The organism is Comamonas sp. JNW (assembly GCF_003105075.1).
Classification (GTDB): Bacteria; Pseudomonadota; Gammaproteobacteria; order Burkholderiales; family Burkholderiaceae_C; genus Comamonas; species Comamonas squillarum.
This window is the reverse complement of sequence record NZ_QETI01000006.1, coordinates 151,701-175,924: the sequence shown is the minus strand read 5'-3', so window position 1 is coordinate 175,924 and position 24,224 is coordinate 151,701. Positions and strand designations below refer to the sequence as shown.

Annotated in this window: 25 protein-coding genes; 9 read left to right on the top strand and 16 right to left on the bottom strand. The window is 64.4% G+C overall.

Annotated features, from left to right (window positions below; translation table 11 throughout):
• Positions 1–9: 9 nt before the first annotated feature.
• The 6 genes from rpsO to DCO45_RS11125 all read right to left on the bottom strand — a co-directional run bounded on the left by rpsO (position 10) and on the right by DCO45_RS11125 (position 4,740).
• Positions 10–276: a 30S ribosomal protein S15 gene (gene rpsO / locus DCO45_RS11150; RefSeq protein ID WP_116925902.1), complete on the bottom strand. Its 267-nt coding sequence runs from the start codon at positions 274–276 to the stop codon at positions 10–12.
• A gap of 132 nt (positions 277–408) precedes the next feature.
• The gene (locus DCO45_RS11145) at positions 409–738 is read right to left on the bottom strand and encodes an AzlD domain-containing protein (protein WP_243419319.1); all 330 of its coding nucleotides are present in this window, start codon (positions 736–738) and stop codon (positions 409–411) included.
• A complete protein-coding gene (locus DCO45_RS11140) occupies positions 735–1,457 on the bottom strand; it encodes an AzlC family ABC transporter permease (protein ID WP_116925901.1) in 723 nt (240 codons plus the stop codon). Before DCO45_RS11140 ends, DCO45_RS11145 begins: the two co-directional genes overlap by 4 nt.
• Positions 1,458–1,591: 134 nt before the next feature.
• Complete coding sequence (locus DCO45_RS11135) at positions 1,592–2,128, bottom strand: GAF domain-containing protein (protein ID WP_116925900.1); 537 nt, start codon at positions 2,126–2,128, stop codon at positions 1,592–1,594.
• Complete coding sequence (locus DCO45_RS11130) at positions 2,125–3,483, bottom strand: MFS transporter (RefSeq protein WP_116926004.1); 1,359 nt, start codon at positions 3,481–3,483, stop codon at positions 2,125–2,127. The genes DCO45_RS11135 and DCO45_RS11130 overlap by 4 nt, the downstream gene beginning before the upstream one ends.
• A gap of 24 nt (positions 3,484–3,507) precedes the next feature.
• Positions 3,508–4,740: an amidohydrolase family protein gene (locus tag DCO45_RS11125; RefSeq protein ID WP_116925899.1), complete on the bottom strand. Its 1,233-nt coding sequence runs from the start codon at positions 4,738–4,740 to the stop codon at positions 3,508–3,510.
• Between the two features lie 137 nt (positions 4,741–4,877).
• Here DCO45_RS11125 and DCO45_RS11120 point away from each other — a divergent pair, with 137 nt between their 5' ends.
• Both DCO45_RS11120 and DCO45_RS11115 read left to right on the top strand, forming a co-directional pair.
• On the top strand, positions 4,878–5,783 hold the full coding sequence (locus tag DCO45_RS11120; RefSeq protein ID WP_232539399.1) for a LysR substrate-binding domain-containing protein: 906 nt from the start codon (positions 4,878–4,880) through the stop codon (positions 5,781–5,783).
• Between the two features lie 69 nt (positions 5,784–5,852).
• Positions 5,853–6,248: a low affinity iron permease family protein gene (locus tag DCO45_RS11115; protein WP_116925898.1), complete on the top strand. Its 396-nt coding sequence runs from the start codon at positions 5,853–5,855 to the stop codon at positions 6,246–6,248.
• Between the two features lie 45 nt (positions 6,249–6,293).
• Here DCO45_RS11115 and ykgO read toward each other — a convergent pair whose 3' ends face one another.
• Together ykgO and DCO45_RS11105 are read right to left on the bottom strand one after the other, a co-directional pair.
• On the bottom strand, positions 6,294–6,443 hold the full coding sequence (gene ykgO / locus DCO45_RS11110) for a type B 50S ribosomal protein L36 (protein ID WP_116925897.1): 150 nt from the start codon (positions 6,441–6,443) through the stop codon (positions 6,294–6,296).
• Positions 6,444–6,554: 111 nt separating this feature from the next.
• Positions 6,555–7,613: an SDR family oxidoreductase gene (locus DCO45_RS11105; protein ID WP_116925896.1), complete on the bottom strand. Its 1,059-nt coding sequence runs from the start codon at positions 7,611–7,613 to the stop codon at positions 6,555–6,557.
• Positions 7,614–7,782: 169 nt separating this feature from the next.
• Here DCO45_RS11105 and DCO45_RS22945 point away from each other — a divergent pair, with 169 nt between their 5' ends.
• Entirely contained in the window at positions 7,783–7,932 is a 150-nt protein-coding gene (locus DCO45_RS22945; protein WP_165841178.1) for a hypothetical protein, read from the top strand.
• A gap of 54 nt (positions 7,933–7,986) precedes the next feature.
• Here the strand turns inward: DCO45_RS22945 and DCO45_RS11100 are convergent, their stop codons facing one another.
• Entirely contained in the window at positions 7,987–8,307 is a 321-nt protein-coding gene (locus tag DCO45_RS11100) for a plasmid stabilization protein (RefSeq protein WP_116925895.1), read from the bottom strand.
• A 54-nt stretch (positions 8,308–8,361) separates the two neighbouring features.
• Positions 8,362–8,490: a hypothetical protein gene (locus DCO45_RS23360; RefSeq protein ID WP_260719959.1), complete on the bottom strand. Its 129-nt coding sequence runs from the start codon at positions 8,488–8,490 to the stop codon at positions 8,362–8,364.
• Positions 8,491–8,708: 218 nt separating this feature from the next.
• On the opposite strand from DCO45_RS23360, the gene DCO45_RS11095 reads away from it, so the two are divergent.
• Complete coding sequence (locus tag DCO45_RS11095) at positions 8,709–8,948, top strand: hypothetical protein (RefSeq protein WP_116925894.1); 240 nt, start codon at positions 8,709–8,711, stop codon at positions 8,946–8,948.
• Between the two features lie 30 nt (positions 8,949–8,978).
• On the opposite strand, the gene DCO45_RS11090 is transcribed toward DCO45_RS11095, so the two are convergent.
• Together DCO45_RS11090 and DCO45_RS11085 are read right to left on the bottom strand one after the other, a co-directional pair.
• Complete coding sequence (locus DCO45_RS11090) at positions 8,979–9,659, bottom strand: hypothetical protein (RefSeq protein WP_116925893.1); 681 nt, start codon at positions 9,657–9,659, stop codon at positions 8,979–8,981.
• Positions 9,656–10,627: an MlaD family protein gene (locus DCO45_RS11085; protein WP_116925892.1), complete on the bottom strand. Its 972-nt coding sequence runs from the start codon at positions 10,625–10,627 to the stop codon at positions 9,656–9,658. Before DCO45_RS11085 ends, DCO45_RS11090 begins: the two co-directional genes overlap by 4 nt.
• A 241-nt stretch (positions 10,628–10,868) precedes the next feature.
• Between DCO45_RS11085 and imuA the strand changes: the two genes are divergently transcribed.
• The 3 genes from imuA to DCO45_RS11070 are packed head-to-tail and all read left to right on the top strand — an operon-like array spanning position 10,869 to position 16,287.
• Positions 10,869–11,684: a translesion DNA synthesis-associated protein ImuA gene (gene imuA / locus DCO45_RS11080; RefSeq protein WP_165841177.1), complete on the top strand. Its 816-nt coding sequence runs from the start codon at positions 10,869–10,871 to the stop codon at positions 11,682–11,684.
• The gene (locus DCO45_RS11075) at positions 11,602–13,134 is read left to right on the top strand and encodes a DNA polymerase Y family protein (protein ID WP_243419318.1); all 1,533 of its coding nucleotides are present in this window, start codon (positions 11,602–11,604) and stop codon (positions 13,132–13,134) included. The genes imuA and DCO45_RS11075 overlap by 83 nt, the downstream gene beginning before the upstream one ends.
• A gap of 24 nt (positions 13,135–13,158) precedes the next feature.
• Positions 13,159–16,287, top strand: a complete 3,129-nt coding sequence (locus tag DCO45_RS11070) for an error-prone DNA polymerase (protein ID WP_116925890.1) — start codon at positions 13,159–13,161, stop codon at positions 16,285–16,287.
• 229 nt (positions 16,288–16,516) lie between these two features.
• On the opposite strand, the gene DCO45_RS11065 is transcribed toward DCO45_RS11070, so the two are convergent.
• On the bottom strand, positions 16,517–16,921 hold the full coding sequence (locus DCO45_RS11065; protein WP_116925889.1) for a DUF4440 domain-containing protein: 405 nt from the start codon (positions 16,919–16,921) through the stop codon (positions 16,517–16,519).
• Positions 16,914–18,269 (bottom strand): MFS transporter, encoded by a 1,356-nt coding sequence (locus DCO45_RS11060; RefSeq protein WP_116926001.1) that lies wholly within the window; start codon positions 18,267–18,269, stop codon positions 16,914–16,916. Before DCO45_RS11060 ends, DCO45_RS11065 begins: the two co-directional genes overlap by 8 nt.
• 89 nt (positions 18,270–18,358) lie before the next feature.
• On the opposite strand from DCO45_RS11060, the gene DCO45_RS11055 reads away from it, so the two are divergent.
• Positions 18,359–19,273, top strand: a complete 915-nt coding sequence (locus DCO45_RS11055; protein ID WP_116925888.1) for a LysR family transcriptional regulator — start codon at positions 18,359–18,361, stop codon at positions 19,271–19,273.
• An 85-nt stretch (positions 19,274–19,358) separates the two neighbouring features.
• Here the strand turns inward: DCO45_RS11055 and DCO45_RS11050 are convergent, their stop codons facing one another.
• Positions 19,359–20,675 (bottom strand): Ig-like domain-containing protein, encoded by a 1,317-nt coding sequence (locus DCO45_RS11050; protein WP_133248135.1) that lies wholly within the window; start codon positions 20,673–20,675, stop codon positions 19,359–19,361.
• A gap of 356 nt (positions 20,676–21,031) precedes the next feature.
• Positions 21,032–23,458 (bottom strand): TonB-dependent siderophore receptor, encoded by a 2,427-nt coding sequence (locus tag DCO45_RS11045; RefSeq protein WP_207788070.1) that lies wholly within the window; start codon positions 23,456–23,458, stop codon positions 21,032–21,034.
• A 400-nt stretch (positions 23,459–23,858) separates the two neighbouring features.
• Here DCO45_RS11045 and DCO45_RS11040 point away from each other — a divergent pair, with 400 nt between their 5' ends.
• Complete coding sequence (locus tag DCO45_RS11040) at positions 23,859–24,224, top strand: VOC family protein (protein WP_116925886.1); 366 nt, start codon at positions 23,859–23,861, stop codon at positions 24,222–24,224.

Below are 24,224 nucleotides of genomic sequence, written 5' to 3'. Positions count from 1 at the left end.
ACCCTGGGCTTACTTACGCAGGCCCAGCTTAGCGATCAGTGCAGTGTAACGGTCAGCGTCCTTGGACTTGAGGTAGTCCAACAGCTTACGACGACGGCTCACCATGCGCAGCAGGCCGCGACGACCGTGGTGGTCCTTGGCGTGCGTCTTGAAGTGAGGGGTCAGTTCGTTGATGCGGGCGGTCAGCAGAGCCACTTGGACTTCTGGGCTGCCCGTATCGGTAGCGGAACGTGCGTTGGCCTTTACAACTTCGGCCTTGATAGATGCGGCGATCATGTGTTTTCCTTATAAGGAACACCGGCTTGTGCTGGCATTCTGGTTACTTGCGCCGCAGCCGGAAAAGCTTGCGACGTGCGTCTTGCACCATGCAAAACCCTGCAATTATACCCAATAACTAGTTTTCAGTTTTCAGGCCCAAAACCGCACCAAAGCCGATGCCGCCGCGCCCAGCACCACCACCAGCAAAAACGGCGCGCGCAGCGCCAGCGCGATGATGGCCACGGCCATCGCCGCCAGGCGCGCATCGAGCACCAGCTGCTGGCCGCTGACGAGGGTGTTCATGGCGGTCAGCGCCGCCAGCAGCGCAATCGTCAGCGCACCAGCCACCCGGGCCATGCGCGGGTGGCGCAGCCAGTGCGCGGGCACGCCGTAGCCCAGCAGCTTGGTGCCATAGGTCACGGCGCTGGCCAGCAGCACCCAGATCCACCAGTGGTTGCCCACGTCTGCCATCGCGTTCATCGTGCGGCCTCCTGCGCGCTCGCGCCCTGCCCGGCCGTGCCGCTGCTGCGCGAGCCGTAACCCCAGGCGGCCCCCACCACCGCCGCAATCAAGATAGGCACGCCCGGCGCCACCCAGGGCACCGCCAGCATCGCAATGCTGGCAGCGACCACCGCCAGCGCGATGGGCTCCTTGTGCGTCAGGCGCGGCCACAGCAGGCCCATAAAGGCGGCCACCGCTGCGCCGTCCAGGCCCCAGCGCCCCGGGTCGCCCAGGGCATTGCCCAGCAAGGCGCCCGCGGCGGTGAACAGGTTCCACAGCAGGTAGACGCCCACCCCTGCGGTCCAAAAGCCCCGTTTTTGCTCGTCCTTGTCCGCCTGCCCCAGCGCGGTGGCGGCCGATTCATCAATCGTCAACTGCGCCGACAGCAGGCGTGCCAGGCCGCGCGGGCCGAGCAAGGCGGCCATCTGCATGCCGTAGACCGCATTGCGCACGCCCAGCAGGCTGGCTGCGCCCAGCGCTGCGGCCCCGGCACCGCCACCGGCGACCACGCCGACAAACGCAAACTGCGAGCCGCCGGTAAACATCAGCAAGCTCAAGGCGCAGGTCTGCCAGACCGTCAGGCCTGCTGCCACGCCCAGCGCGCCAAAGGAAATGCCGTACAAACCGGTGGCAATGCTGATCGACACGCCCATGCGCACGGCGGGCGAGGACCAGAGCCCTGAACTGTTAGAAGCCATGGGCGGCGATTGTAGAGGGTGTTGCACCTGGGCGCAGGCCGCTGCATGTCTTTGGGGCGCCAGGGGCTGCTTGGGCGCAAAAAAGCCCGCAGGACCAGGGGCCTTGCGGGCTTTGGTGACACCAAGCCAGACGCTCAGACGCTTTGCAGACTGGCGCTGTCAATGCCGCGCGCAGCTTCCCGCGCGGTCTCGCGGGCCGAGGCCAGCGCCGGCACGCAGACACCGGCCACCAGGTGGATCAGCGCCTCGGGCACCGCGTTGTAGGCGCCGCGCGGGCCCAGGATATTGATGGAGCCCAGCACCTCCCCGCCATACCAGACGGGAATATTCAGCACCGCATGCAGGCCTCGGGCAACCAGGTCCTCGGCTTCGGAGAACACGGTGCGGATGTCGGCCTCATCCCGCCCGATATAGGGCAGGCCCTGGTCCAGCACCCGGCCCGACCAGGGGCCCTTGCCGGTGGCCTTGAAGCCGCCCAGCGGGCTGATGTCCTCGTTGGACGAGTAGATGCGGCGCATCAGCTTTTCCTGCTGCAGGTAGACCAGGCCGGTCAGCAGGCCATAGCCAAACAGCTGCTGGCAGGCCTCGGCAATCGCGGCCCAGTGGCGCTCGGCATCGCTGCTCTGGCCCAGGGTGTGGGCCAGGCGGCCCAGGACATGGGTGGTGCTCATTGCTGAATCCCTTCCAGGGACACGCCATGCGTGTTCTTGCCGAACAGCAAGATGCCCATGCCGCCGACAAACAGCACGCCCGTCATCAGCGCAAACACGCCGCCAAAGCCCAGCACCGGGTAGGCCGCTCCCACGATGGTGGGTGAGGCGATCGAGCCGATACGCGCCAGCGCCGAGGCCGTGCCCATGCCGGTGGCACGGATCGAGGTCGGGTAGATTTCCGAGGTGTAGGTGTACTGGCCGGCAATCACGCCATTCATGCCAAAGGACAGCAGCATGCTCAGCAGGATGATCTCCTGGTCCGCACCGGCAAAGGCCAGGCCCAGCGCGGCCAGGCAGGACACCAGCATATAGGCCAGGATGGTGTACTTGCGGCCGATCTTGTCGTTCAGGTAGGCGGCCGAGTAGTAGCCGGGGATCTGCGCCAGATAGATCAGGATGGTGAAGGAGAAGCTCTTGGTCACCGCAAAGCCGCGCGCCACCAACAGGCTCGGAATCCAGACCAGGAAGGCGTAGTAGCAGAACATCACCGTGATCCAGAACACCCAGACCACCAAGGTGGTTTGCAGGTACTGGGGCTTGACCAAGGTAGCCAGCTTGGCCCAGGCGCCTTGCACGGCGGAATCGGCAGCCTTGGCAGCCAGGCTCATCTTCACCGGCTCGGGCAGCGGCTTGCCACTGCTGCGCTTGACCTGCTCTTCAATGGCGGTACAGATGCGGCTGGCCTCGTCATGGCGGCCCATCTCTTCGAGCCAACGGGGCGACTCGAACAGCGCGCGGCGCATCCACAGCAGGAACACCACCGGCACCGAGGCGATGACCATGATCCAGCGCCAGCCGTCGTCGCTCATCGGCACGATGAAATACCCCAGCAGCGCCGACATCACAAAACCAAAGGAAAAAAAGCCCGCCAGCGCACCGGTGAAGCGGCCCCGGTAGCGGCTGCTGACAAACTCGGCCAGGTAAGGCGCGACGATCGCCCCCTCCGCGCCCATGCCCACACCGGCAATCATGCGCAGGATGTAGAACTCATGGAAGTTGGTGGCAAAGGCATTGATGAAGGTGGCCACGCAAAACAGCACCAGCGCCCACATCATCACGACCTTGCGGCCAAAGCGGTCGCCCAGCATGCCCGACAGCAGCGCGCCCACCAGGAAGCCGACATAGGTGCTGCTGGCAATCCAGCCTGACTGAATGCCGGTCAAACCCCATTGTTCGCGCAGCGAAGGCAGGATGAAGGCGATGATGCCCGCATCCAGCGCCTCAAAGGCCAAGCCCAGGCCGCCAATGATGAGCAAGGTGAAATGGAAGCGGCTGAAAGGCAGCCGCTCCAGACGTTCGGAAGCGTTATACATATAGTTGTTCTCGCTCAAAGCCCATCAGCAGGCGTTCTTGTGGATGAAGCCGTCGCGCATGATCAGCTTGATCGCCGCGTCATGCTGGGTCAGCACCGAGACATCTTCCAGCGGGTTGCCGTCGACCAGCAGCAAGTCCGCATAGGCACTCTCCACCACTTCGCCCAGCAGGCCTTCGTGGTTCAGGATCTCGGCGCCGATCAGGGTGGCTTGTTGCACCACCTTGGCGTGGCCCAGCACCTTGGCGCGCAGCACCAGCTCGTCCGATTGCATGTAGTGCGTCTCGCCCAGCAAGTCGCTGCCAAAACCCATCTTCACGCCCGCGGCGTCCAGCACTTCCAGCGCCTTGAGGCCGTTGGTGCGCACCTTGGCAATCTTTTGCACCGATTCGTCGGGCAGACCGTACTTGGCGCCGTCGTTGGCCAGGCCTTCGTAGGTGATCAGGGTCGGCACCATGTAGGCACCCTTTTCCTGCATCAGCTTGGCGGTGGGTGCATCGACCAGATTGCCGTGCTCGATGGTGCGCACGCCGCACTCGATGGCACGGGTGATGGCCTGGGGCGTATACGCATGGGCCATCACATAGGTGTTCGCATTGTGGGCCTCTTCCACAATGGCGGTCAGCTCCGAGACCGAAAAGCCCAGGTTGTTGATCGGATCGTTGGGCGAGGCCACGCCGCCCGAGGCCATCACCTTGATCTGGGTGGCGCCCTTCAGAATCTCTTCGCGCACCGCCAGGCGGCAGGCATCGACGCCATCGACCACCTTGCCGATATTGCCGATCTTGTAGGCGCAGGAGCAGGGGTCGAGCGTGTCATTGCGCGCCCGGAAATCGCCATGGCCGCCAGTTTGCGACAGCGCCTTGCCAGCGCAGAACAAGCGCGGGCCAGCCACCTGGCGCGTACGCACCCCTTCGGCCAGCGCCCAGTCGGCACCGCCGGCATCGCGCACCGAGGTAAAGCCCCGGTCGATCATGCCCTTCATGATGGGCAGCGCGCGCAGCAGCGCCAGCGCATTGGGCAGATTGGCAACCGCACCCAGGTTGAAGCCCGAGGCCATCACGTGCACATGGCAGTCGATCAGGCCGGGCATCAAGGTCATCCCCTTGGCATCGATGACGGTGGCGTCCGCCACCTCGAAGTCTTCGGCACTGATCTTTTCGATCAGACCGTTGCGCACCAAAATGGTATGAGTAGAAGTCAATACGAGATTCCGGGTGTCCAGAATCTTGGCATTGCGGATCAGGGTGGATTGCATAATCGGTTGTGGCGTTCACAGCGCCATGGTTGCCTCTAATGCCCCGAACTCTAGCCAAGCTGCAACAATATGTGGCAATGACATGACGTCATGCATCTGCCAATTCTTCCTACCATCATGAGTGGAGCTCATACCCCATGCGCCGACGCTGCCCCACGATTTCAGAGCTGAATGCCTTTTTGCTGTCGGCGCAGCACCTGTCGTTTTCCAAGGCCGCCAAGGAGCTGTTTGTCACGCAAAGCGCCATCAGCCGCCACATCGCGGGCCTGGAGGCCTACCTGGGCCACCCCTTGTTCATGCGCCGCAGCCATGGCTTGGCGCTGACCCATATCGGCGAGAACTACCTCAAACTCGTGCGCCCGGCGATGGAGTCGCTCGAACGCGCCACCACCCAGGTCATCTCCACCGCGCAGAACGCCCACCTGCTCAGCCTGTCGGTCGCGCCCACCTTTGCCGCCAACTGGCTGTTTCCCCGGCTGGAGAGCTTTCGCGCCAGCAATCCGCACATCGCCATCCACTTTGTGCGCTACAGCACCACCGACAGCGCCGAGACCGGCGATGGCTTCGATGCCTCCATCCAATACGGCTACGGCGACTGGCCGATTGCCGATGCCCAGTACCTGATCGGGCGCGAGACCAGCATCGTGTGTTCGCCCAGTTACCTGCAGCAGCACCCGATTGCGCACTTCAACGACCTCAAGCAGTGCAGCCTGCTGCAGCATATCGAGCTGCCCACCTCCTGGGACGACTGGTTCACCGCCTATGCCGGCCCCTATGAAGGCGCACGCATCGGCCCGGGCTTCAACCTCTTTACCCTCATCATCCAGGCCGCTATTGGCGGCTTGGGCGTGGCGCTGGTGCCCAGTTGCCTGCTGCAGGAGTCGCTGGCATCGCACAAGCTGGTAGAGCCCTTTGGCCAGCGCTTTGAAAGCCCGCTGGGCTACTACCTCTGTGCCCCCACCTGGCGCAGCGACATGGAAAGCTACCAGCGCTTTGGTGAATGGTTGCAGCAGGAATGCCGCCACCCTCCTACAGCCACTTGATCTGCAGCGGCAACCTGGCCGCCTCCTTTGCTTCTATGCTGGACATCAGCCCTGAGCGAAGGAGTTCCTGTGAAGACCCACCATTCCCCTTTCAACAAAATTGCCCGCTCGGTTGCCAAGTTCAGCGGCCACCCCGTCTGCTTTGTCGGTGCCCTGGCGGTCATCGTGCTCTGGGCCCTCAGCGGCCCATTCTTTGGTTTCAACGACACCTGGCAGCTGGTGATCAACACCGGCACCACCATCGTTACCTTCCTGATGGTGTTCCTGATCCAGTCCACCCAGAACAGCGATACTGAGGCCATGCAGATCAAGCTAGATGAGCTCATTCGCGCGATCGAGCCCGCCCGCAACCGCATGCTTTCACTGGAAGAGCTGGACGAAGACGAGCTGGATGCGCTGCGCAAGGAGTTCGACATTCTGGCCGACAAGGCCCGCCAGGCCGAGGACGGCAACACCACCCGCTGAGCACCCACCCAGCCTGCCCAACCACGTGCAGATACCCGCGTGGTGTCAGCGCTTGTGCTTGTTCTTGGCCCCACCCTGGCGCGCCTTGAAGCGCGGGTTGGACTTGCAGATCACATAGATGCGGCCACGGCGCTTGACCACCTGGCAATCACGGTGGCGCTTCTTGGCTTCTTTGAGCGAGGACAGGACTTGCATGGCAGAGCTTCTCCAAAACAGCAACAGAGCAAAAATGATAATGCATTCTCATTATCATTTCAACCCCATTCCGTGGGATCGATGTAAAGCGCTGCATCCGCAAGCCTTCGCTCAGGATTCGCCGACGCTCCCCGTCACTGGCAACACAATGCCGGAGATATAGCTGGAGCAGGCCTGGGAGGCCAAAAACACATAGGCGGGCGCCAGCTCTTCGGGCTGCGCGGGCCGGCCCATCTGCGTGTCAGCGCCAAACTTGCGCAGGTCCTCTGGGTTTTTGTCGGCCGGGTTCAGCGGTGTCCACACCGGGCCCGGGGCCACCGCATTCACCCGTATGCCCCGCTCCATCAGGTTCTGCGCCAGCGCTTTGGTAAACGCATGGATGGCGCCCTTGGTCGCAGAGTAGTCCAGCAGCTGCTTGCTGCCGCGCAGGCCGGTAACGGAGCCGGTGTTCACAATCGCATCGCCCCGCTGCAGGTACGGAATGGCGGCCTTGACCATGTGGAAGTAGCCAAAGATATTGGTGCGAAAGGTCTCGTCGAGGCGCTCGGTGTTCAGGTCCTCAATGTCGGCCGCATGCTGCTGGAACGCAGCATTGTTGACCAGCACATTGAGCGCGCCAAATTTTTTCAGCACCTGCTTGACGGCCTTGTCGCAAAACTGCGGGTCCTGCACATTGCCGGAGATTGCCAGGCTCTGCTGGCCCTCGTCCTCGATCAGGCGGCAGGTTTCTTTCGCATCATCGTGCTCATTGAGGTAGAGGATCGCCACATTCGCGCCCTCGCGGGCAAACAGCACGGCCACCGCCCGGCCAATGCCCGAGTCGCCGCCGGTGATGACCGCCGTCTTGCCCTCGAGCTTGCCGCTGCCCCGGTAGTTGTCTGCCAGGTAGAGCGGTTGCAGATCGAGCGCTTTCTCATGCCCGGGCTTGGCCAGCTTTTTGCCAGGCATCGGCGGTGTGGGTACCTCGTGGCCGGGGCCGGGTGCGGTCTTTTTACGGGTTTTATCGTCCTTGCTGCTCTTGGCTTTTTTGGACGCCTTGGCCCGAGCGTCATTTTGGCTTTGCGCATGCTGGATGCGCTGCTGTGCAGCCACCACTTCCTCGACCGAGCGCTTTTCTGCCGCAGGCTTCTTGCTGGCGCTCTTTTTGGACTTGCTGGTGGATGGGCTCATGCTGAAACTCCTTGGATCTTGAACTCTAAAAGAATGAAACGACATACCGCAGCGGCACACCGCTGCTACATCAATCTCGACCGCCCTACATGCGCTTACCCGCTGACAAGCTTGTCCGACATACGGCCGTCGCAGCGCGCAGTACAAACAAGGCAGAAAGGAGGCCGCCATGCCAACCCCTACTACGCCCCCTCAACCGCCGGTGGCGCCACCGCCGCCGGATCTGCCCAAGCCCGAGCCCATTGATCCGCCGGACAGCACCTTGCCGATCGAGGAACCTGGGCATGAACCACCGGTGAAAGATCCGGAACCCGTCTAAACGGGCAATGCAACAGGCCAGTACACCACCCGGTGGCTGGCCTGTTTTACATCCTCAGTTTTTCTTGGCAGCGGCATTGCGCTTGCGGGTAGCCGCCGCCTTTTTGGCCGATGCGGAGCGCGCTTCGGGGCTGCGGCTGGCTGCGGCTTTTCTGGCCGCTGCCGAGCGCGCGGCTGCGAGCTGCGACCCCGGCCCTGTGGCCTTGCCCCGGCCCGATCCGGAGCGCTTGCCGCCGCCGGTAGCCTTGTTCACCGTGGCCCAGGCGCGTGCAGCGGCTTCGTCTTCCGACACGCCTTTTTTCTCGTAGCTTTTCTCGATATGGCGGGCCATGCGTTTTTGCTTATCGGTATAAGCGGATTTATCTCCTTGGGGCATCACAAATCTCCTTGGGTGCTGCGTTGAGGCGGGGTGGCTCAGGGTGGATGGGGGTTACTGCGATGGATCACCATCGGCAGGCGGGCCGCCACCACCGGGCTGGGGCTTCTTGGGGGTGGTGGGGACTGGCTTTTGCGCTTGTGGTGTAGCCAGCGCAAGGTTTGCAGGGGGCAGATGGCGCATGGGGGTTCTCCGAGGGCTGAGTCAATGCTTTCAGCCTAGCCCTGGCGCAATGCGCTGCCTGTCAGAAAAACGCTTTGCTGCCGCTTGTTCCGCTTTACACAGGGCGTAACGGCGATGCGCGTACCTTTGCGCGCTCCCCAGGCCTACACAGCGCAGCCATAGCGCTTGCAACACTGGGCTTTTGCATGCGCTGCCTATGCCGCAGCAGGAGAACGACCATGCCCCAGCCCTACGACCCCAGCCAATCGCATACCCAGCCCCCTATCCCGGGCCAGCCCCAGCCGGCGCCTGGTGAGCCGGGCACGTATGAGCCCAGCCCTTTGCATCCCTACCCGGGCAACCCGCAGCATCCCTACCCAAGCGAGCCGGTGCACCCCTACCCAGGCAACCCCGAGCACCCCTACCCCGGCACGCAGCCAGAGCCCGCGCCCGATACGACGACTGGTCAATCGGTGTGAGTGGATGCAGCGTTTAGAGCGCCTGCGGTCTTATTTCTGCGTTGCCTGCAGGAGATCCAGCCGGCGCTGCACCTGCTCGGCAAGCGCCGTATCGCCCAGCTCCCGCGCTAGGCGCTGCTGGTTGATCAGCCAGGCCATCACGGCACGGCGCCAGCCCTGGGCCGAAGCGGTGTCCACCGCCTGGGTGACGACCGCCATCGGCACCGGCCCGCGCACCGCCAACACCCCGGCAGCGACCAGGCGCGAGAGCGGGTCCTCTATCGCCGCCAGCGCAGCGGCAGCCTGCGCAGGCGCCAGCGGCGCCACCGCCTGCTGGGCCTTGGGCAGCAGCGCCACATCCCCGGCAGCCAGCTGGCCCTTCAGATAGCGCGCATAGGCCTGTTCGGCATCGGCGGCATCCTGGGCCACGGCCTCAAAGCCTGTGCAAGGGGCGGCATCCAAGGCAGCCACCTGCGCAGCGCAGCGCGCCAGCTCCAAACGGGCCAGCAAGTCGGGCCGGGCCGTGCGGCTTACCTCATCGCGTGCACGCCGCCATTCGGCATCGGCCACCCGGCTGTTGCCCGACAGGTAGGCATCGGTCGCGCGCTCGGCAGCGCCTTGTTCGTTGATCGCCCAGTCGGGCGCCTTCTTGCCGCTGGCGCAGCCGCCCAGCACAGCGGCAGCCAGCAGTGCGGCGGCCAGGCGGGTGGTGATGGCAATAGCTGCGCTCATGGCAGTCGCACCTCGGCATCCTTTTTGGCAAACGGCCATTTGCGGTTCAGCTCGGTCAGCATGCCTTCCACCTTGCGCAGATTGGCCTCTACATCGGCACGCAAATCACCCAGCTGGTTGGTGGCGTCCTTGGCATTGGCGCCCACGGCCTGGGCCTCCACCAGCACCGCATCCACCTTCTTCAGGCTGCCGCGCACATCGCCGAGCACGGCATTGAGCTGCTGCACCGTGGCGCGCACTTCGGGCATCACGCCATCGGCCCCAAACACCTGCTTGTCGGCATTCTTGGCCAGGCCGTCCAGCCGCGCCAGCAGCTGGTTGGTGCGGTCCAGGGTCTGCGATATCTTGCGTGCCTCGGCATCCCCACCCATGACCACGCCCAGCGCGCCGCTGGGGCCGTTGAGCTTGGTGCTCAGGACACGCAGCTGCTCCAGGGTGCCGCCCAAGGCCGAGCCAGCGGAGGTCATCATGTTCAGGTTCTCCAGCAGCTGGCGGGCATTGCTCATCAGCTGGGGTAGCTCGGCCGTCGCATCGCCCGACAGCACCGCGCGCACAGCGCCGTCCTCCAGCTGCGGGTCGTCCAGAATGCCCGAGTAGGCCTTGATCGTCGTGCCGCCCACCAGGCCCTTGACCAAGGTGAACACGCTGCTGCTACGCAGCCAGTGTGCATCTTTCTCGGGCACATCCACATGGATGCGCACCGTGCCATCGGGCGCCAGCTCGATCTTGCTGACCTTGCCGATCGCAAAGCCGGAGAAGGTCATGTCCAGCCCAATGGAGACGCCTTCGGAGTCATCGGCCGTCAGGATCAGCGACTGCTTGGGCTCAAACACGCCGCGCGCATACATCAGGTAGAAGGCCGAGCCCAGGATCAGCAGCAAGGTAAACAGCAGCAATGCCCCGGCCTTGCGCTCCAGGTGCGGCACCGGCGCCAGGCCGTCTACCGCCACACCATCGACCACGGCCATACGCCGCGCAGAGGCGGCAGAAGACGGCGGCGCGGGGCGGTCGGCAGAGTCGTGGGGTTCTGGTATTTGCATGTACCGCGATCTTACCCGGCTGGCTGCCCGCTTCAAAACAAAGCTGCAATGGGTTGTTTTGAAAGGCAGACACTCACTTTCCAGCCCAGTCGCCCGCTGCTTGCCCGTCGCTTGTTACACATCGCAGCCGCGCAAGCTCTTATACTGTACATATATACAGTTATTTGCCATGCCTAAACTCGATGCCCTGTCCCTGCCGCCCACGGTGGCCGCCCAGCTCTGGCGCGGCGACCACCTGGTGCGCGCGCCGATGGCGGGCATCCCCACTGGGTGGGATGCGCTGGATGCCGAGCTGCCTGGCAAAGGCTGGCCCAGCCAGGGCCTGACGGAGGTGCTGCAGCCCCAGGCGGGCACCTTGGAATGGCGCCTGACCGGCATGGCCCTGCAGCAGTGCCCAGCGCACAAACCTGTCATCGCACTGGGCCCGCCGCTGCCGCCCCATGCCAGCGGGCTGGCGCAAAGCGGCCTGGCGCCTGGGCAGCTGGTCTGGATCCACGGCAGCCGCCCGCAAGACCAGCTCTGGGCGCTGGAGCAGCTGCTCCGGGCCAATGCCGCAGCCGCCCTGCTGGCCTGGCTGCCCCAGGTGCAGCCCGAGCAGATACGCCGCCTGCAGATCAGCGCCCAGCAGTTTGAAGGCCTGGTGTTTGTGTTCCGGCCCGAGAGCAGCCGGCACCAGGCCTCGGCGGCGCCACTGCGCCTCTTGGTGCGCAGCAGCCAGCCCTGGTCGCTGCAGCTGGAGCTGCTCAAACGCCGGGGCCCTGTGCACGAGGGCACGCTGGAGCTGCCCGCCGTGCCGCCCAGCCTGCAAGCCGTGCTGCCCGCGCGCCTGTGGCCCGGCACCGTGCCGCAGCCAGCCACCCTTCCTTCCACCACCTCGACCCGAGCCATCCTCTTGCCAGACCATGACAGCGATCTGGGCCGCCCTGCTGCCCCAACTCCCCCACCCCGCCGCCAGCGCGCGCCCCAGTCCAGCCTGCAGCACTGAGGCCACCCCAGCCGCGCCCGCCACGCCCACGGCCCAGATGCAAGGCCTGGCACTGTGGGCGCAGCAGTTCACGCCGCGCCTGGCCTGCGTGCCCTCGGACAGTGTGTTTGGCGATGCCCTGGTGCTGGAGCTCTCGGCCAGCGAACGCCTGTTTGGCGGCCGCCAGCAACTGGCCCGGCGCCTGTTGCGCGAGAGCCGGCAGCTGGGCGTGCAGGCCATCAGCTGGGCCCCCACCAGCCTGGCGGCCATTGCGCTGGCGCGCTGCAGCATCCGCCACGGCATGGGCCAGCCGCTGCCCCAGGTGCTGGCGCCCCTGCCCTTGCAGGCCATCGATGCAGTGGCCCGCCATGCCGAGCTGCTGAGCCAGCTGGGCTGCCAGAGCCTGGGCGCCGTGCATGCGCTGCCCCGGGGCGCGCTGGCCCGGCGCATGGATACGGACATCCTGAAAGCCCTTGACCAGGCCCATGGCCTGCTGCCCGACCGCTACCCCTGGATCCAGTTGCCCGCCCGCTTTGATGCCCGGCTGGAGCTGCCCATGCGCATCGACCAGGCCGATGCGCTGATGCACGGCGCGCGCCAGCTGCTGCTGCAGCTGTGCGGCTGGCTGGCGGCGCAGCGGGCGGGCGTACGCAGCTTTCGGCTGTGCTGGTGCCATGATGCGATGCGCTCCCGCCATGTAGGCGATGGCGGCGAGCTGACCATCCACACCGCCAGCACCACGCGCGATCTGCAGCACCTGTGCCGCCTGCTGCAAGAGCACCTGGCCCATGTGCAGCTGCAAGCCCCTGTCGGCGAGCTGCGCCTGCATGCCGATGCCCCCGAAGCGTTGCAAGAGCGCAGTGCCAGCCTGCTGCCCGACAAAACCGCCGATGGCGAAAGCCTGGAGCAGGTGCTCGAACGCATCACCGCCCGCCTGGGCGAAGACCAGGTGCAGCGCCCGCTGCTGCGGCCCGACCACCGCCCCGAGTGGCAGGTGCAGTGGCTGCCCGCGCAGCCAGCCGGCAAGGCCAAGGCCGCCCCGCCCGCTGCACAGCCCCATTCACGGCTGCATGCACCGCTGCATGTGCCGCCCCTTGCGCAGCCCAGCTTCTTGCTGCCCACCCCCCTGCAACTGCTGCAGGACAGCCAGAGCCGGCCGCTCTACCACGGCCCCTTGCAGCTGCTGCTGGGCCCGCAGCGCATCGAAGGCGGCTGGTGGCACCGCAGCCCTGGTTTTTTGCCGGCGGCCGACTCGGATGGCGACACCCACATCGATGAGGCGGCCCCCGGCAGCGATCACAGCGATCACCGCAAAGATCCGCCCCAACCCGCCCCCATCACCCAAACCGCCCACACCGCGCTGCGTGATTACTGGGTCGCCCACAGCCCGCATGCCGGCTTGCTGTGGATCTTCCACACCCGCTTGTCCGCCAACAGCGGCGCCTGGTTTCTGCATGGCCGCTTTGCCTGAGCAGCGCCGCACCCGTCTAGAGCCATGGCCACGCGTCCCAAACTCTCCATCCCCCACTACGCCGAGCTGTGGTGCCTGAGCAATTTCAGCTTTCTGCGCGGCGCCAGCCACCCGCATGAGCTGGTCGAGCGCGCCCAGGCCCAGGGCTACCGCGCGCTGGCCCTGACCGATGAATGCTCGCTCGCCGGCATCGTGCGTGCCCATGTCGCAGCGCGTGACTGCGGGCTGCCGCTGATCGTCGGCGCGCAGTTTGAGGTGCAGCCCAGCGATGCGGCCGCGCCCGCCTTCACCCTGGTGGCACTGGCCTGCAACCTGCATGGCTATGGCAACCTCTGCGCCCTCATCACCCAGCTGCGGCGCAAATCGCCCAAGGGCAGCTATGCGCTGGCGCAATCAGCCATCCACCCGCGCGCGCTGCAAGACTGCCTGCTGCTGCTGGCCCCCAGCCGCCAGGCCAGCCCAGTGCAGATCCAGGCCCAGGCCACCTGGCTGCAGCAGCACTTTGCCGGCCGCTGCTGGCTGGCCGTGCAGCTCGATCGCAGCCTGGGCGACGAGGCCTGGCTGGCGCAGATGCGCGCGGCGGGCAGCAGCAGTGGCGTGCCGCTGGTGGCCGCTGGCAATGTGCACATGCATGTGCGCTCGCGCAAGCCCATGCAGGATGTGCTGACCGCCATCCGCCTGCGCCGCCCGCTGACCGACTGCGGCTACGCGCTGCAGCCCAATGCCGAGCAGCACCTGCGCAGCCGGCTGCGGCTGGCGCAGATGTACCCGCCCGATCTGCTAGGCGCCACCCTGGACATTGCCGCGCGTTGCCAGTTCTCGCTGACCGAGCTGCGCTACCAGTACCCCGACGAGGTGGTGCCGCCCCAGCTCACACCAGCGGCCTATCTGCGCCAGCTCAGCTACGAAGGGGCGGCCCGCCGCTGGCCGCAAGGCACGCCGCCGCAGGTGCAGGCCACCTTGGAAAAAGAGCTGGCCCTTATCTCCGAGCTGCAGTACGAGCACTACTTTTTGACCGTCTACGACATCGTGCGCTTTGCCCGCAGCAAGGACATCCTCTGCCAGGGCCGGGGCTCGGCCGCCAACTCGGCGGTCTGCTTTTGCCTGGGCATCACCGAGGTCGATCCGGACAAGACCCGGGTGCTGTTCGAGCGCTTTATCAGCAAGGAGCGCAACGAGCCGCCCGATATCGATGTCGACTTCGAGCATGCCCGGCGCGAAGAGGTCATCCAGTACCTGTACAAGAAATACGGCCTGCACCGCGCAGGCCTCACTGCCGTCGTCATCCGCTACCGGCGCAAATCCGCGATCCGCGATGTGGCCAAGGCGCTGGGCTTTGCGCCGCCCAGCATCGATCTGCTGGCACGTGACCATTCGCGCTGGGACGACGAGTTGCTGCGGGCCGAAGCGCTGGCCCAGTGCGGCCTGCAGGCGGGTGACCTGGCCGTGCGCCAGCTGCAGGAGCTGGTCGAGACCCTGCGCGATTTTCCGCGCCACCTGTCCCAGCATGTGGGCGGCTTTGTGCTCACCCGGGGCCCGCTCTCGCGCATCGTGCCGATCGAGCGCGCCAGCATGGAGAACCGCACCGTCATCCAGTGGGACAAGGACGACCTCGATGCCGTCGGCCTGCTCAAGGTCGATGTGCTGGCGCTGGGCATGCTCACCGCGCTGCAAAAAATGCTGCGCCTGGTGGGCGCACGCCAGGGCCGCAGCTTTGCGCTGGGTGATATCCCGCACGACGACAAACCCACCTACGACATGATCTGCGCGGCCGACACGATCGGCGTCTTCCAGATCGAAAGCCGCGCCCAGATGAGCATGCTGCCGCGCCTGCGGCCCAGGGAGTTCTACGACCTGGTGATCGAGGTCGCGCTGGTGCGGCCCGGCCCCATCCAGGGCGGCATGGTCCACCCCTATCTGCGCCGCCGCCAGGGGCTGGAAGAAATCCAGTACGAAAGCGAGCTGTTGCGCCCGGCGCTGGAGCGCACCCTGGGCGTGCCCATCTTCCAGGAGCAGGTGATGCAGATCGCCATCGATGCGGCCGGCTTCAGCGCCGGCGAGGCCGACCAGCTGCGCCGCTCGATGGCGGCCTGGCGCCGCACCGGCAACCTGCAAAAGTACTATGACAAGATCATCAACGGCATGACCGGCAATGGCTACTCGCAGGCCTTTGCCGAATCGATCTTTCAGCAGATCCAGGGCTTTTCGGAATACGGTTTTCCGGAGAGCCATGCCGCCAGCTTTGCGATCCTGGTGTACTTCAGCGCCTGGATCAAATGCCACTACCCGGCCGAGTTTCTGGTGGCCATGATCAACAGCCAGCCGCTGGGCTTTTACAGCAACAGCCAGCTGATCCAGGACGCCCAGCGCCATGGCGTGCAGGTACTGCCCGTCGATGTGATGCACAGCGCCATGGACTGCAGCACCGAAGCGGCCAGCGGCCCCCACCCCGCCGTGCGCCTGGGCCTGCGCCTGGTCAAGCAGCTGCAGCAGACACAAGTCGAGCGCCTGCTGCAGGCCCGCAGCGCCGCCCCCTTCGACAGCGCCCAGGACCTGGCCCGCCGCGCCCAGCTGGACGCCCCGGCGATGAAGTACCTGGCCGCCGCCGATGCCCTGGCCAGCCTTGAAGGCCACCGCCGCAACCAGCTCTGGCACGCCTCCGCACCGCTGCACCACAGCCGCCTGCTGCGCGCAGCCCCCATCGACGAGGAAGAGCTGCAACTGCCCGCCGCCAGTGAGCAGGAAGACATCCACTGGGACTATGCCGCGCTGGGCCTGAGCCTGCGCCGCCACCCCATGGCCTTGCTGCGCGAACGCCTGCAGCGCCACCGCTTCCAAACCCAGGCCGAGCTGCGCGAAGCGCGCGACGGCAGCTGGGTGCGCGCCTGCGGCATCGTCACCCTGCGCCAGCAACCACCCACTGCCAAGGGCGTCGTCTTTATCACCCTGGAGGACGAAACCGGCAACCTGCAAGTCATCTGCTGGCCCCATCTGCGCAGCGCCCAGCGCGATGCCCTGCTGCACGCCCAGTTCCTGGCCGTGCAAGGCCGCTGGCAGCGCAGCGGCGAGGTCGGCAACCTGATCGCGCACCAGTTGCGGGATGTCTCGGACTGGTATGACAGCCTGCGGATTCGGAGCCGGGATTTTCGGTGAGGGGGACTGGCCCTGACCAAGGGCAGTCCAAAGATAGGCTGATTTCGTCAACCTAACCAGGGGCAGTCCAACCAACAGCACAAGAGTGTCTAGCAAAGCCTGGGCGATTCACGGATTGGTAGCACCACGTCAATCCATGCCGAGCGATATCAGGTGCCGATGCGGCTGCAGCGGATGAAGTGAACACGGGCGCTCGTCATCGCAGAACTCCGCTGCTGCCCGCTTGGCATCAGCGGCCCAAGGCCGTCTCATGCAGGTACTGCCAGCGCACGGCCCCATCGGCGCAATCAACAATCGCCGTGGCCCAGCGCACCATGGCTGTGCCGTTCAGATGGTGGGTCTCCTGGTAGCGCAGCGCCACGCTGCTAGCGGCTTGCCAGACGCTGCTCACCTCACTGATCTCAATGCGCAGCCCGGGCCGACCGGCAGCGGCCTGCTGGAGCATGGCAGCCACCTGCGGCAGCTGCACCACGGCACCAGCAGTGGTGACCATGCTGAAGCCTTCCGCAAATACGGGCATCAGCTGGTCAATGGCGGCCCGCGCCATGCCCGGCGCGCCGGCAAAAATGGTTTGGATCAGTTCGTGCACGTCGTAGACACTGCGCTCGGCAGCCTGGGTGTAGGGATTATTCATGGTGGGTTTTTTCTGCAGGCAAGCTGCGTAGTGGAAGAAGGGGAAGCAATCCCAGCAAGGCGGCGATCGCAAATGTGAGGTGATAGGCCTGGGGCGCAGACCAGCGCTGGGCAAGCAGATTGAAAAGCATCAGCAGCAGCGCCGCGCCCACGCTGAAGGCCATTTGGCGGTTGATGTTCCACAGCACACTGGCCTTGTGGGTTTGGGCGCCGTCAAAATCCATCAGCGCCGTGGTCTGCGCGGTGTTGGCGCCCATCCCGCCGCCTGTGCCCATCAGCGCATAGGCCAGGATGAGGATCGGCAGATCCTGTGTGGAATCCACCGCCGCCAGCGCCGCAATGCCCAGGCTGTGCAGCAGCATCGAAAGCACAAACAGCCGCCCAGCCCCCACCCGGTTGTACAGGCGCCCGCACAGCACCATGGCCACCAGCGCCCCTGCGGCATACACCACCATGAAGCGCCCCGTCTGCGCCGCTCCCATATGGAGCAGGTCTTGCAGATAAAAGATATTGAGCAGGTTCACGCCGGTAAAAATGCCGGGGATGGCGTAGTACACCCAGATCGACAGCGCGAGCCGCGGGCTTTGGAGCAAACGCACATCCACAATGGCATCGGCCACCTTGCGGGAATGGCTGGCATAAAGGCGGGCCAACAGCAGCGCAGCCCCCAAACAAGCCAATGCCACCACGCCCGCTTGGCCCGCACCGTAGAGCGACATGCCGAGCAAGGCACTGGCCAGCGCGGCGCTGATCAGCAGCAGGCCGAGCAGGTCGGGCCGCGTCTGCGCTGGCCTGGGCTCCTCGCGCAGCCACAGCCATGACAACGCAGCGGCCGCCAGGGCCAGCGGAATATTGGCGTGGAACACCCAGCGCCAGGAGGCCTGATCCACGATCCAGCCGCCCAGGCTGGGAGACAGCGCGGGCGCCAGCAGGGCCACTGCCATGACCAGGGTCGAGATGCGGGCCCGCTCGTCGCCTTGGAAACGGTTGAAGGTCATCGCCTGGCCCACAGGGATCAGCAAGCCCCCAGCCATGCCTTGCACAAAGCGCCAGCCCACCATCTGGCCAAAACTGCTGGCCTCGCCGCATGCCCAAACAGCCCCCGCAACCACCAGCATCGATGCTGCCAGCATGCGCCGAGCGCCCCAGCGGCTGGCCAGCCAGGGACTGAGCGGAATGACAAGGGTCAGCCCGAGGATGTAGGCATTCGCGACCCAGGCGCTGGCCGCGCTGCCGATCTGGAACGCGGCGGCCATGCGTGGCAAGGCCACGGCGGGCATGAAGATGTTGATGCAGTCAATAAAAAATCCCAGCAAGAACACGGTGGCAATGCGGTAGCGGTACGTCATCTTGGATTCCTTTGGCCCAGGATGGTAGGCAGGGCTGCGCGGCCCGTCGATACCGCTATGCTTGAAACTTTGTTTGGCCAGATTGAACAATGAACCGCATCGCTCTCTCCACCCAGCTGCACCGCGTGCAGACCTTTCTGGCCGTTGTCGAGCTGGGCTCGTACACCAAGGCGGCCGATTACCTGTCCATCAGCAAGGCCATGGCCAGCCTGCATGTCAAAGCCCTGGAAGAGGCCCTGGCCGTCACGCTGCTGCTGCGCAGCACACGCAGCATTGCGCTGACCGAAGCGGGCCAGAACTTCTACGATGAGTTCAAGGAGCTGGTCGGCCAGCTGGAGAGCAAGTTTGACATGGCCATGCAGGGCCGCAAGCGCATCTCAGGCACCTTGCGCCTGAGCACCACGGGCGAATATGGCGAGCGCTACATCCTGCCGCTGGTGGCCAGGTTCGTGCAGCAGTACCCGGCCATCTCCATCCGCTACGACACCAACTCCTCGCTGAGCGACCTGATTGCAGAAAAGCTCGACCTGGTGGTGCGCCTGGGCAGCCTGGCCGATTCGGATTTCAAGAGCCGCAAACTGGACGATTACGACATCGTGCTCGTCGCCTCGCCTGCGTTGCTCAAAAGGCATCCGGTGCGGCAGCCCGCTGATCTGGCCCCGCTCCCCTGGATTGCCAACAGCAATCTTCACAGCCCCACGCACTGGATCCTGCGCGGCCCCCAGGACAAGGAGACCGAGGTCAAAGGCAGCGCCGCCCACCATGCCAACACCTCCGCCGCTATCCGCCTGATGGCGCTGTCATCGCTGGGCATCGCGGTGCTGCCGGCCTGGCTGGTCGAGCAGGACCTGCACAGCGGCGCATTGCAGCAGCTGCTGCCCGGCTACAGCCTGCCACGCCAGTCGATCAGCGCTGTTTTTCCCAACAGCCCCCACCTGCCGCACAAGACCCGCGCCTTTATCGACTTTCTCAGCAAGCACCTGGGGCAACGGCGCACAGGCTAGGCCAGGCTTAACTTCACATTGCGGCCTCAACTGGGATCAGTGCGTTAGTCAGCATGAAAAAAACCCTCCGAAGAGGGCTTGGCCACTAGGCAGTGTGGCGCTTTCTGCTGAAGAACCCGGCCAGGCCCAGCGTCAGCATCGACAGCAAGCCGATGCCCCAACCAGCCAGCCCGGGTACAGGCGTTGGCGCAGCCGGCTCGGGTGGCGTGACCTTGGCAGGAATGTGCAAGGTCACGGTGACAGGATCGGTCGTACAGGCAGGCGTAGGGGTCGACGTATCACAGACCCTGTACTGGAAAGTCACATCGCCAAAGTACACGCCGTCGGGTGTGTAGAGAATCAGCTCGGGGTGGCTGGGATCGGGGATGCTCAGCGCGCCATACTGCGGCGCGCTCAACAACTGAACCGATGCCTTGTTGATGGCGCTGCCGCCGCCTTCCACATAGTCGTTGGCGGTGACATCGGGAATCGCAAAGGCATCCGAGATATTGGGCAAGCTGTGCTCATCATCAACGCCCTTGACCACCTCGGCGGCTGGAACCTGTGAGGCAGTTACCAGAATATTGTCAAAGGCCGCATAAGACTGGTCAGTCTCCAGCTCCCAGACCACGCCCAGGCGCTGGGTTGAACTGTTAAAGCCCATGTTCGCCATATCCAAGGCATAGTGCATCGCATGCCAGTCAAACGACAGGCCATCCGGCGAAGCGCTGGAGAAAGAAAACACCTCTGTGCGCACAGGGCTGGCAGGCACCGCATTGATATTCACCGAAGACTCCGCAGCCGCGTTATCCACCAAGACAAAGCTGTCACCAGCTTCAAGCCGGTAGAAACGGAATTTGACGCTGTAGTCTTTGTTCGGTCTGTTGATCCACAGCTTGTTGTAGAAGTCGCCAGGGTTGGCGGGGTTGGCGCCATCGAGCTGCACGGCAAGCCCAGACCAATCCATCGACAGATCCATGAACTGCTGGCCTTGTGTCGGAAAAACCAGGCCCACCGCCTCTCGGTGCCGATAGTCACCGGACTGACGAACAATACCACCCGTGAATCGGTTCAAAGGGCGCGAATCATCGGCATAGCCGGTGCCTTGCCAAGCCGGCGAGTGGCTGGCATTGGCGGTAGGATTGTTGACCGCCTTGGTACACAGGCGATCGGCCGTTTTGACTTGAACGAACGAAAAGCCGTTGGCCGGATCGCTGTAATTTTGAGAGAAAGTCCCGTAGTTGTTACTCCCCGCCGGGGTGCCACCGCCATCTTTGCAAATCTCTGCCGCGTACTGCGCTGCGTTGGGCGTTTCAAAATCGTTCTGGTACACCGTGATCAGCCCCTGGGCAAAGAGGCTGGAGGTGGCCAGCAACATGGCCGAGGAAACAACGATGTTCCGGGCGTTCCGCTGACGAGTCATAACACTTCCTTGGCAATCATGTTAGGCACCATCAATACATTTGATCGTGCTGATAAAGCAAAAGACGAAGTCTATTTAGCAAAGCTTGGGGAAACACATGATGAAGGTCAAATAACGTGAATCAATGACCGTTTCATCCGGTTTGTCGCGGTCTGTGGCGCAGACCTCATACACCGCCCAGTGTAAATGTATTTATTTGTTTCCAATTCACTGGTCTATATGTATCCCGTGGCTGCCATTGATGTATCGGCAGACCTCTGCGCGTCGCCAGCATTGAGCAAGGGCCGCCTTGCCCCCAGAAAAATGCACCACCAGCCTTTGCAGACCGGTGGTGCATGCGTTGACTACAGCGGCGCTTAGAACTTGTAGTTCAGGCTCACGTTGACCGTGCGCGGCTCGCCCCAGGTGTAGGTGCTGTACCAGCTGAAGATGGTGTAGTACTTCTTGTCGAACAGGTTCTTGATGTTAAGCGAGGCGGACAGCTGCTTGTTGAAGTCGTAGCGGGCCATGGCATCCCAGACCCAGTAGTTCTGCACGGTGTGCACGGCATTGCCACCGGTCGGCACGTTGATGCTGCCCCAGGTCTTGTCCTGCCAGCGCGCACCACCACCCAGGGTCAAACCGCTCAGGCTGCCAGCGAGCTTGTAGCTGGTGTAGAGGTTGAACTGGTTGGACGGCGTGAGGGTGGAGACACGCTCACCGTCCTTGCGCGCAATGCTGTGCGAGTAACCGGCCTGGATCTGCCAGGCGGGCGTGATCTGGCCGGACACCTCCGCTTCCCAGCCCCGGGTCTTGACGCCTTGGATTGCCCGGTATGCGGGGTTGCCGCTGGGGGTGATGCCGCCACTCTCCACGGCATAGTTGTCCTGCAAGGTCTGGAAGACAGCAGCGCTGGCATTGAGCCGGCCGCCAAAGAACGAGGCCTTGGCGCCGAGCTCATAGTTCTTGCCCTCGAGCGGATCCAAGGTGCGGCCCTGCTCGGTCTGGTAGGACTGCGGCTTGAAGATGCCGCTGTAGCTGGCATAGACCGAGTAGTTCTGGTTCAGGTCATACACGGCGCCCAGGTAGGGCGTAAAGACATTCTTTTCCTTTTGCTCCTGCACCCGGTTTCTGTAGTTGGACAGGCGCCCGCCGGTGATGAGCTTCAAGTCATCGCGCAGGTTCCAGCGGGCGGTCGTGTAGAGGCCGTTCTCATAGGTGCTCTCGTCATCGCTGTAGTCAGGCGCGCTGTTCCACACCGGGGCAGGCACCTTGCCATTCCACTGGTAGTAGTTGTTCACCACGCCATCAAAGCCGCTGTTGTCGTTGTAGTAGCCTTCGTTTTTCCAAAGGCGCTTGGCCAGGCTGCCGCCCACCACCAGCTCATGGCTGCGCCCCAGCAGCGAGAACGGGCCGCTGGCATACAGGTCGGCCGCATCGCTGGTGGTGCGGCCTATGTACTGGCCCTTCCACATGCGCACGCCGGCACCGGTCACTGGATCGGGGTTGCCACCGGCTGCGGCGCCCAGGTTGGCGTCGTAACCGTTGATCTGGTGGTTGAGCTGCAGCTTGGTGACCCAGCCACTGTCAAAGTAATGCTCCAAGGTAGCAAAGGCGGTGCGGGTGTACTGGTCCCAGTGGCTCCAGTCGGCGCCGTTGTTGAACGAGCGCGGCATGGCGTTGAAATGGCCGCTCGCATCGAGCAAGGGAATACCGCCCCAGGTCGATGCCGTGGGCTTGTTGTCCTGGCGGTCGGCGCCCACCGTCAGCAGGGTTTGGGACGTCAGGTCCACCTCGACGATGCCGTAGAGCACGCCCGTCTTGCGCTCGTAGCGATCGAGCTGCGAGTGCTTGTCCTGGTAGGTGGCAACGCCGCGCGCGCGGATGCTGCCGCTGTCGTTGAGCGCGCCGCTGACGTCCAGCTCCCCCCGGTAGTTCTGGTAGCTGCCGGCGCTGATGCTGGCATGGCCACTGAACTCCTTGGTCGGCTTCTTGCGCACCAGGTTGATGGTGGCGCCTGGATCGCCACTGCCAGTCAGCAGCCCGGTGGCACCCTTGAGCACTTCCACCCGGTCGTAGATCGCCATATCGGTCAGGGTATTGCCCGCGGAATAGGCCGAGTTGCGCGCCATCGGAATGCCGTCGTACTGGAAGTTCTGGATCGCAAAGCCGCGCGCGTAGTACTCGGTGCGCTCGCTGTCGTAGGTCACGATGCTCACGCCCGGCGTGTGGTTGATGACATCGTCAATCGAGTGGAGCTGGAAGTCATCCATCACCTGGCGCGTCACCACGCTGACGGACTGCGGCGTCTCACGCGGCGTCAGCACCAGGCGGGTCGCCGTCGCCACAGCGCCAGGCGTGTAAGAGCCCGAGCCCTCGGTGATCTCACCGAGCTGGTTGCTGCGCACCGTCACCTCCGACAGCGTGACTTCGCCTCCCGCTGCAGATGGAGAGGCAGCCGATGCTGCGGCAGCGGGCGCAGGCGCGGCTGCCTGCACCATTAACACGCCCCCTTCCACCCGGCCCTGCAGGCCCGATCCCTGCAGCAAGGCCTGCAAAGCCTGCGACACATCCTGCGCACCATGCAGGGCGGGCGCTTGGCGGCCCTGCGCTGCGGCTGGTGCGGCGGTAAAGCCCAGGTTCGCCTGGCGGGCAAATTGGGCCAGCGCGCTAGCGAGCGGCTGCGCCGGAATATCGAAGCTGGCGGTTTGCGCCATCGTCGCCTGCATGTGCAAGGCCAGGCCCAGGCAGACCGCCGCATGCGCCAGCACGGTGCGGCGCGGCTTGAAAGTGAAAGAAGACATGAAAGAGTGCTCTCGTCCGATAAAAAAGCGACGACGGGACGAGACAGCGCTGCAAAGCGCGTGCGAAGCTTGGAGTGCAGGCTGCCAAAGCGCACAGCACACTGAGCGCTGCCACCGTCAGATGGATTCCTGCGTGGATGGCGTGGGCTGTACACCGCCTGAAATCCGCGAATGCCTGGCAGCGCCGCCCCGGTAAACGCGGGCACAGCTGCTGGCCAAAACGGCCCCATGATACTTATTCAAATACGAATCAGTATCATACTCAATATTAATAAGTGGCGTTTCGGCAACAGTTTTGTGAAATAACGAGCGTGGGGGTGCTGGCCAACGGCCAGTGGGGTCGCCAGCCTCCGTGCGCGCGCCGTCGCAGGCGCGGTCAGCGCTGCCATAATGGCCCGCCATGACCATCGCGCTCACCACCCTGCTCATCTACGCCAAAGACATGCAGCGCACGGCGCAGTTCTATGTGAGGCACTTTGGTTACACCTCCGACTGCGTTGTGGTCGATGGCCTGATCGCGCTCCAACCCCTGCATGGCGGCGCGGAGATCCTGGTTCACCAGGCCGCCAAGAGCCTGAAATTTGGCTCTGCGGTGCTCAAGCTCTCGTTCAGCGTGGCCGATGTCGACCAGTTTGTGGCCAAGGCCGCCGCAAAGGGGCTGGATTTTGGCCCGGTGCACCAGGCCAATGGCTACGCCTTTGCCAATACCAAGGATCCGGACGGCAACGCGATCAGCGTGTCAAGCCGCCAATACCGGGCGGGATAG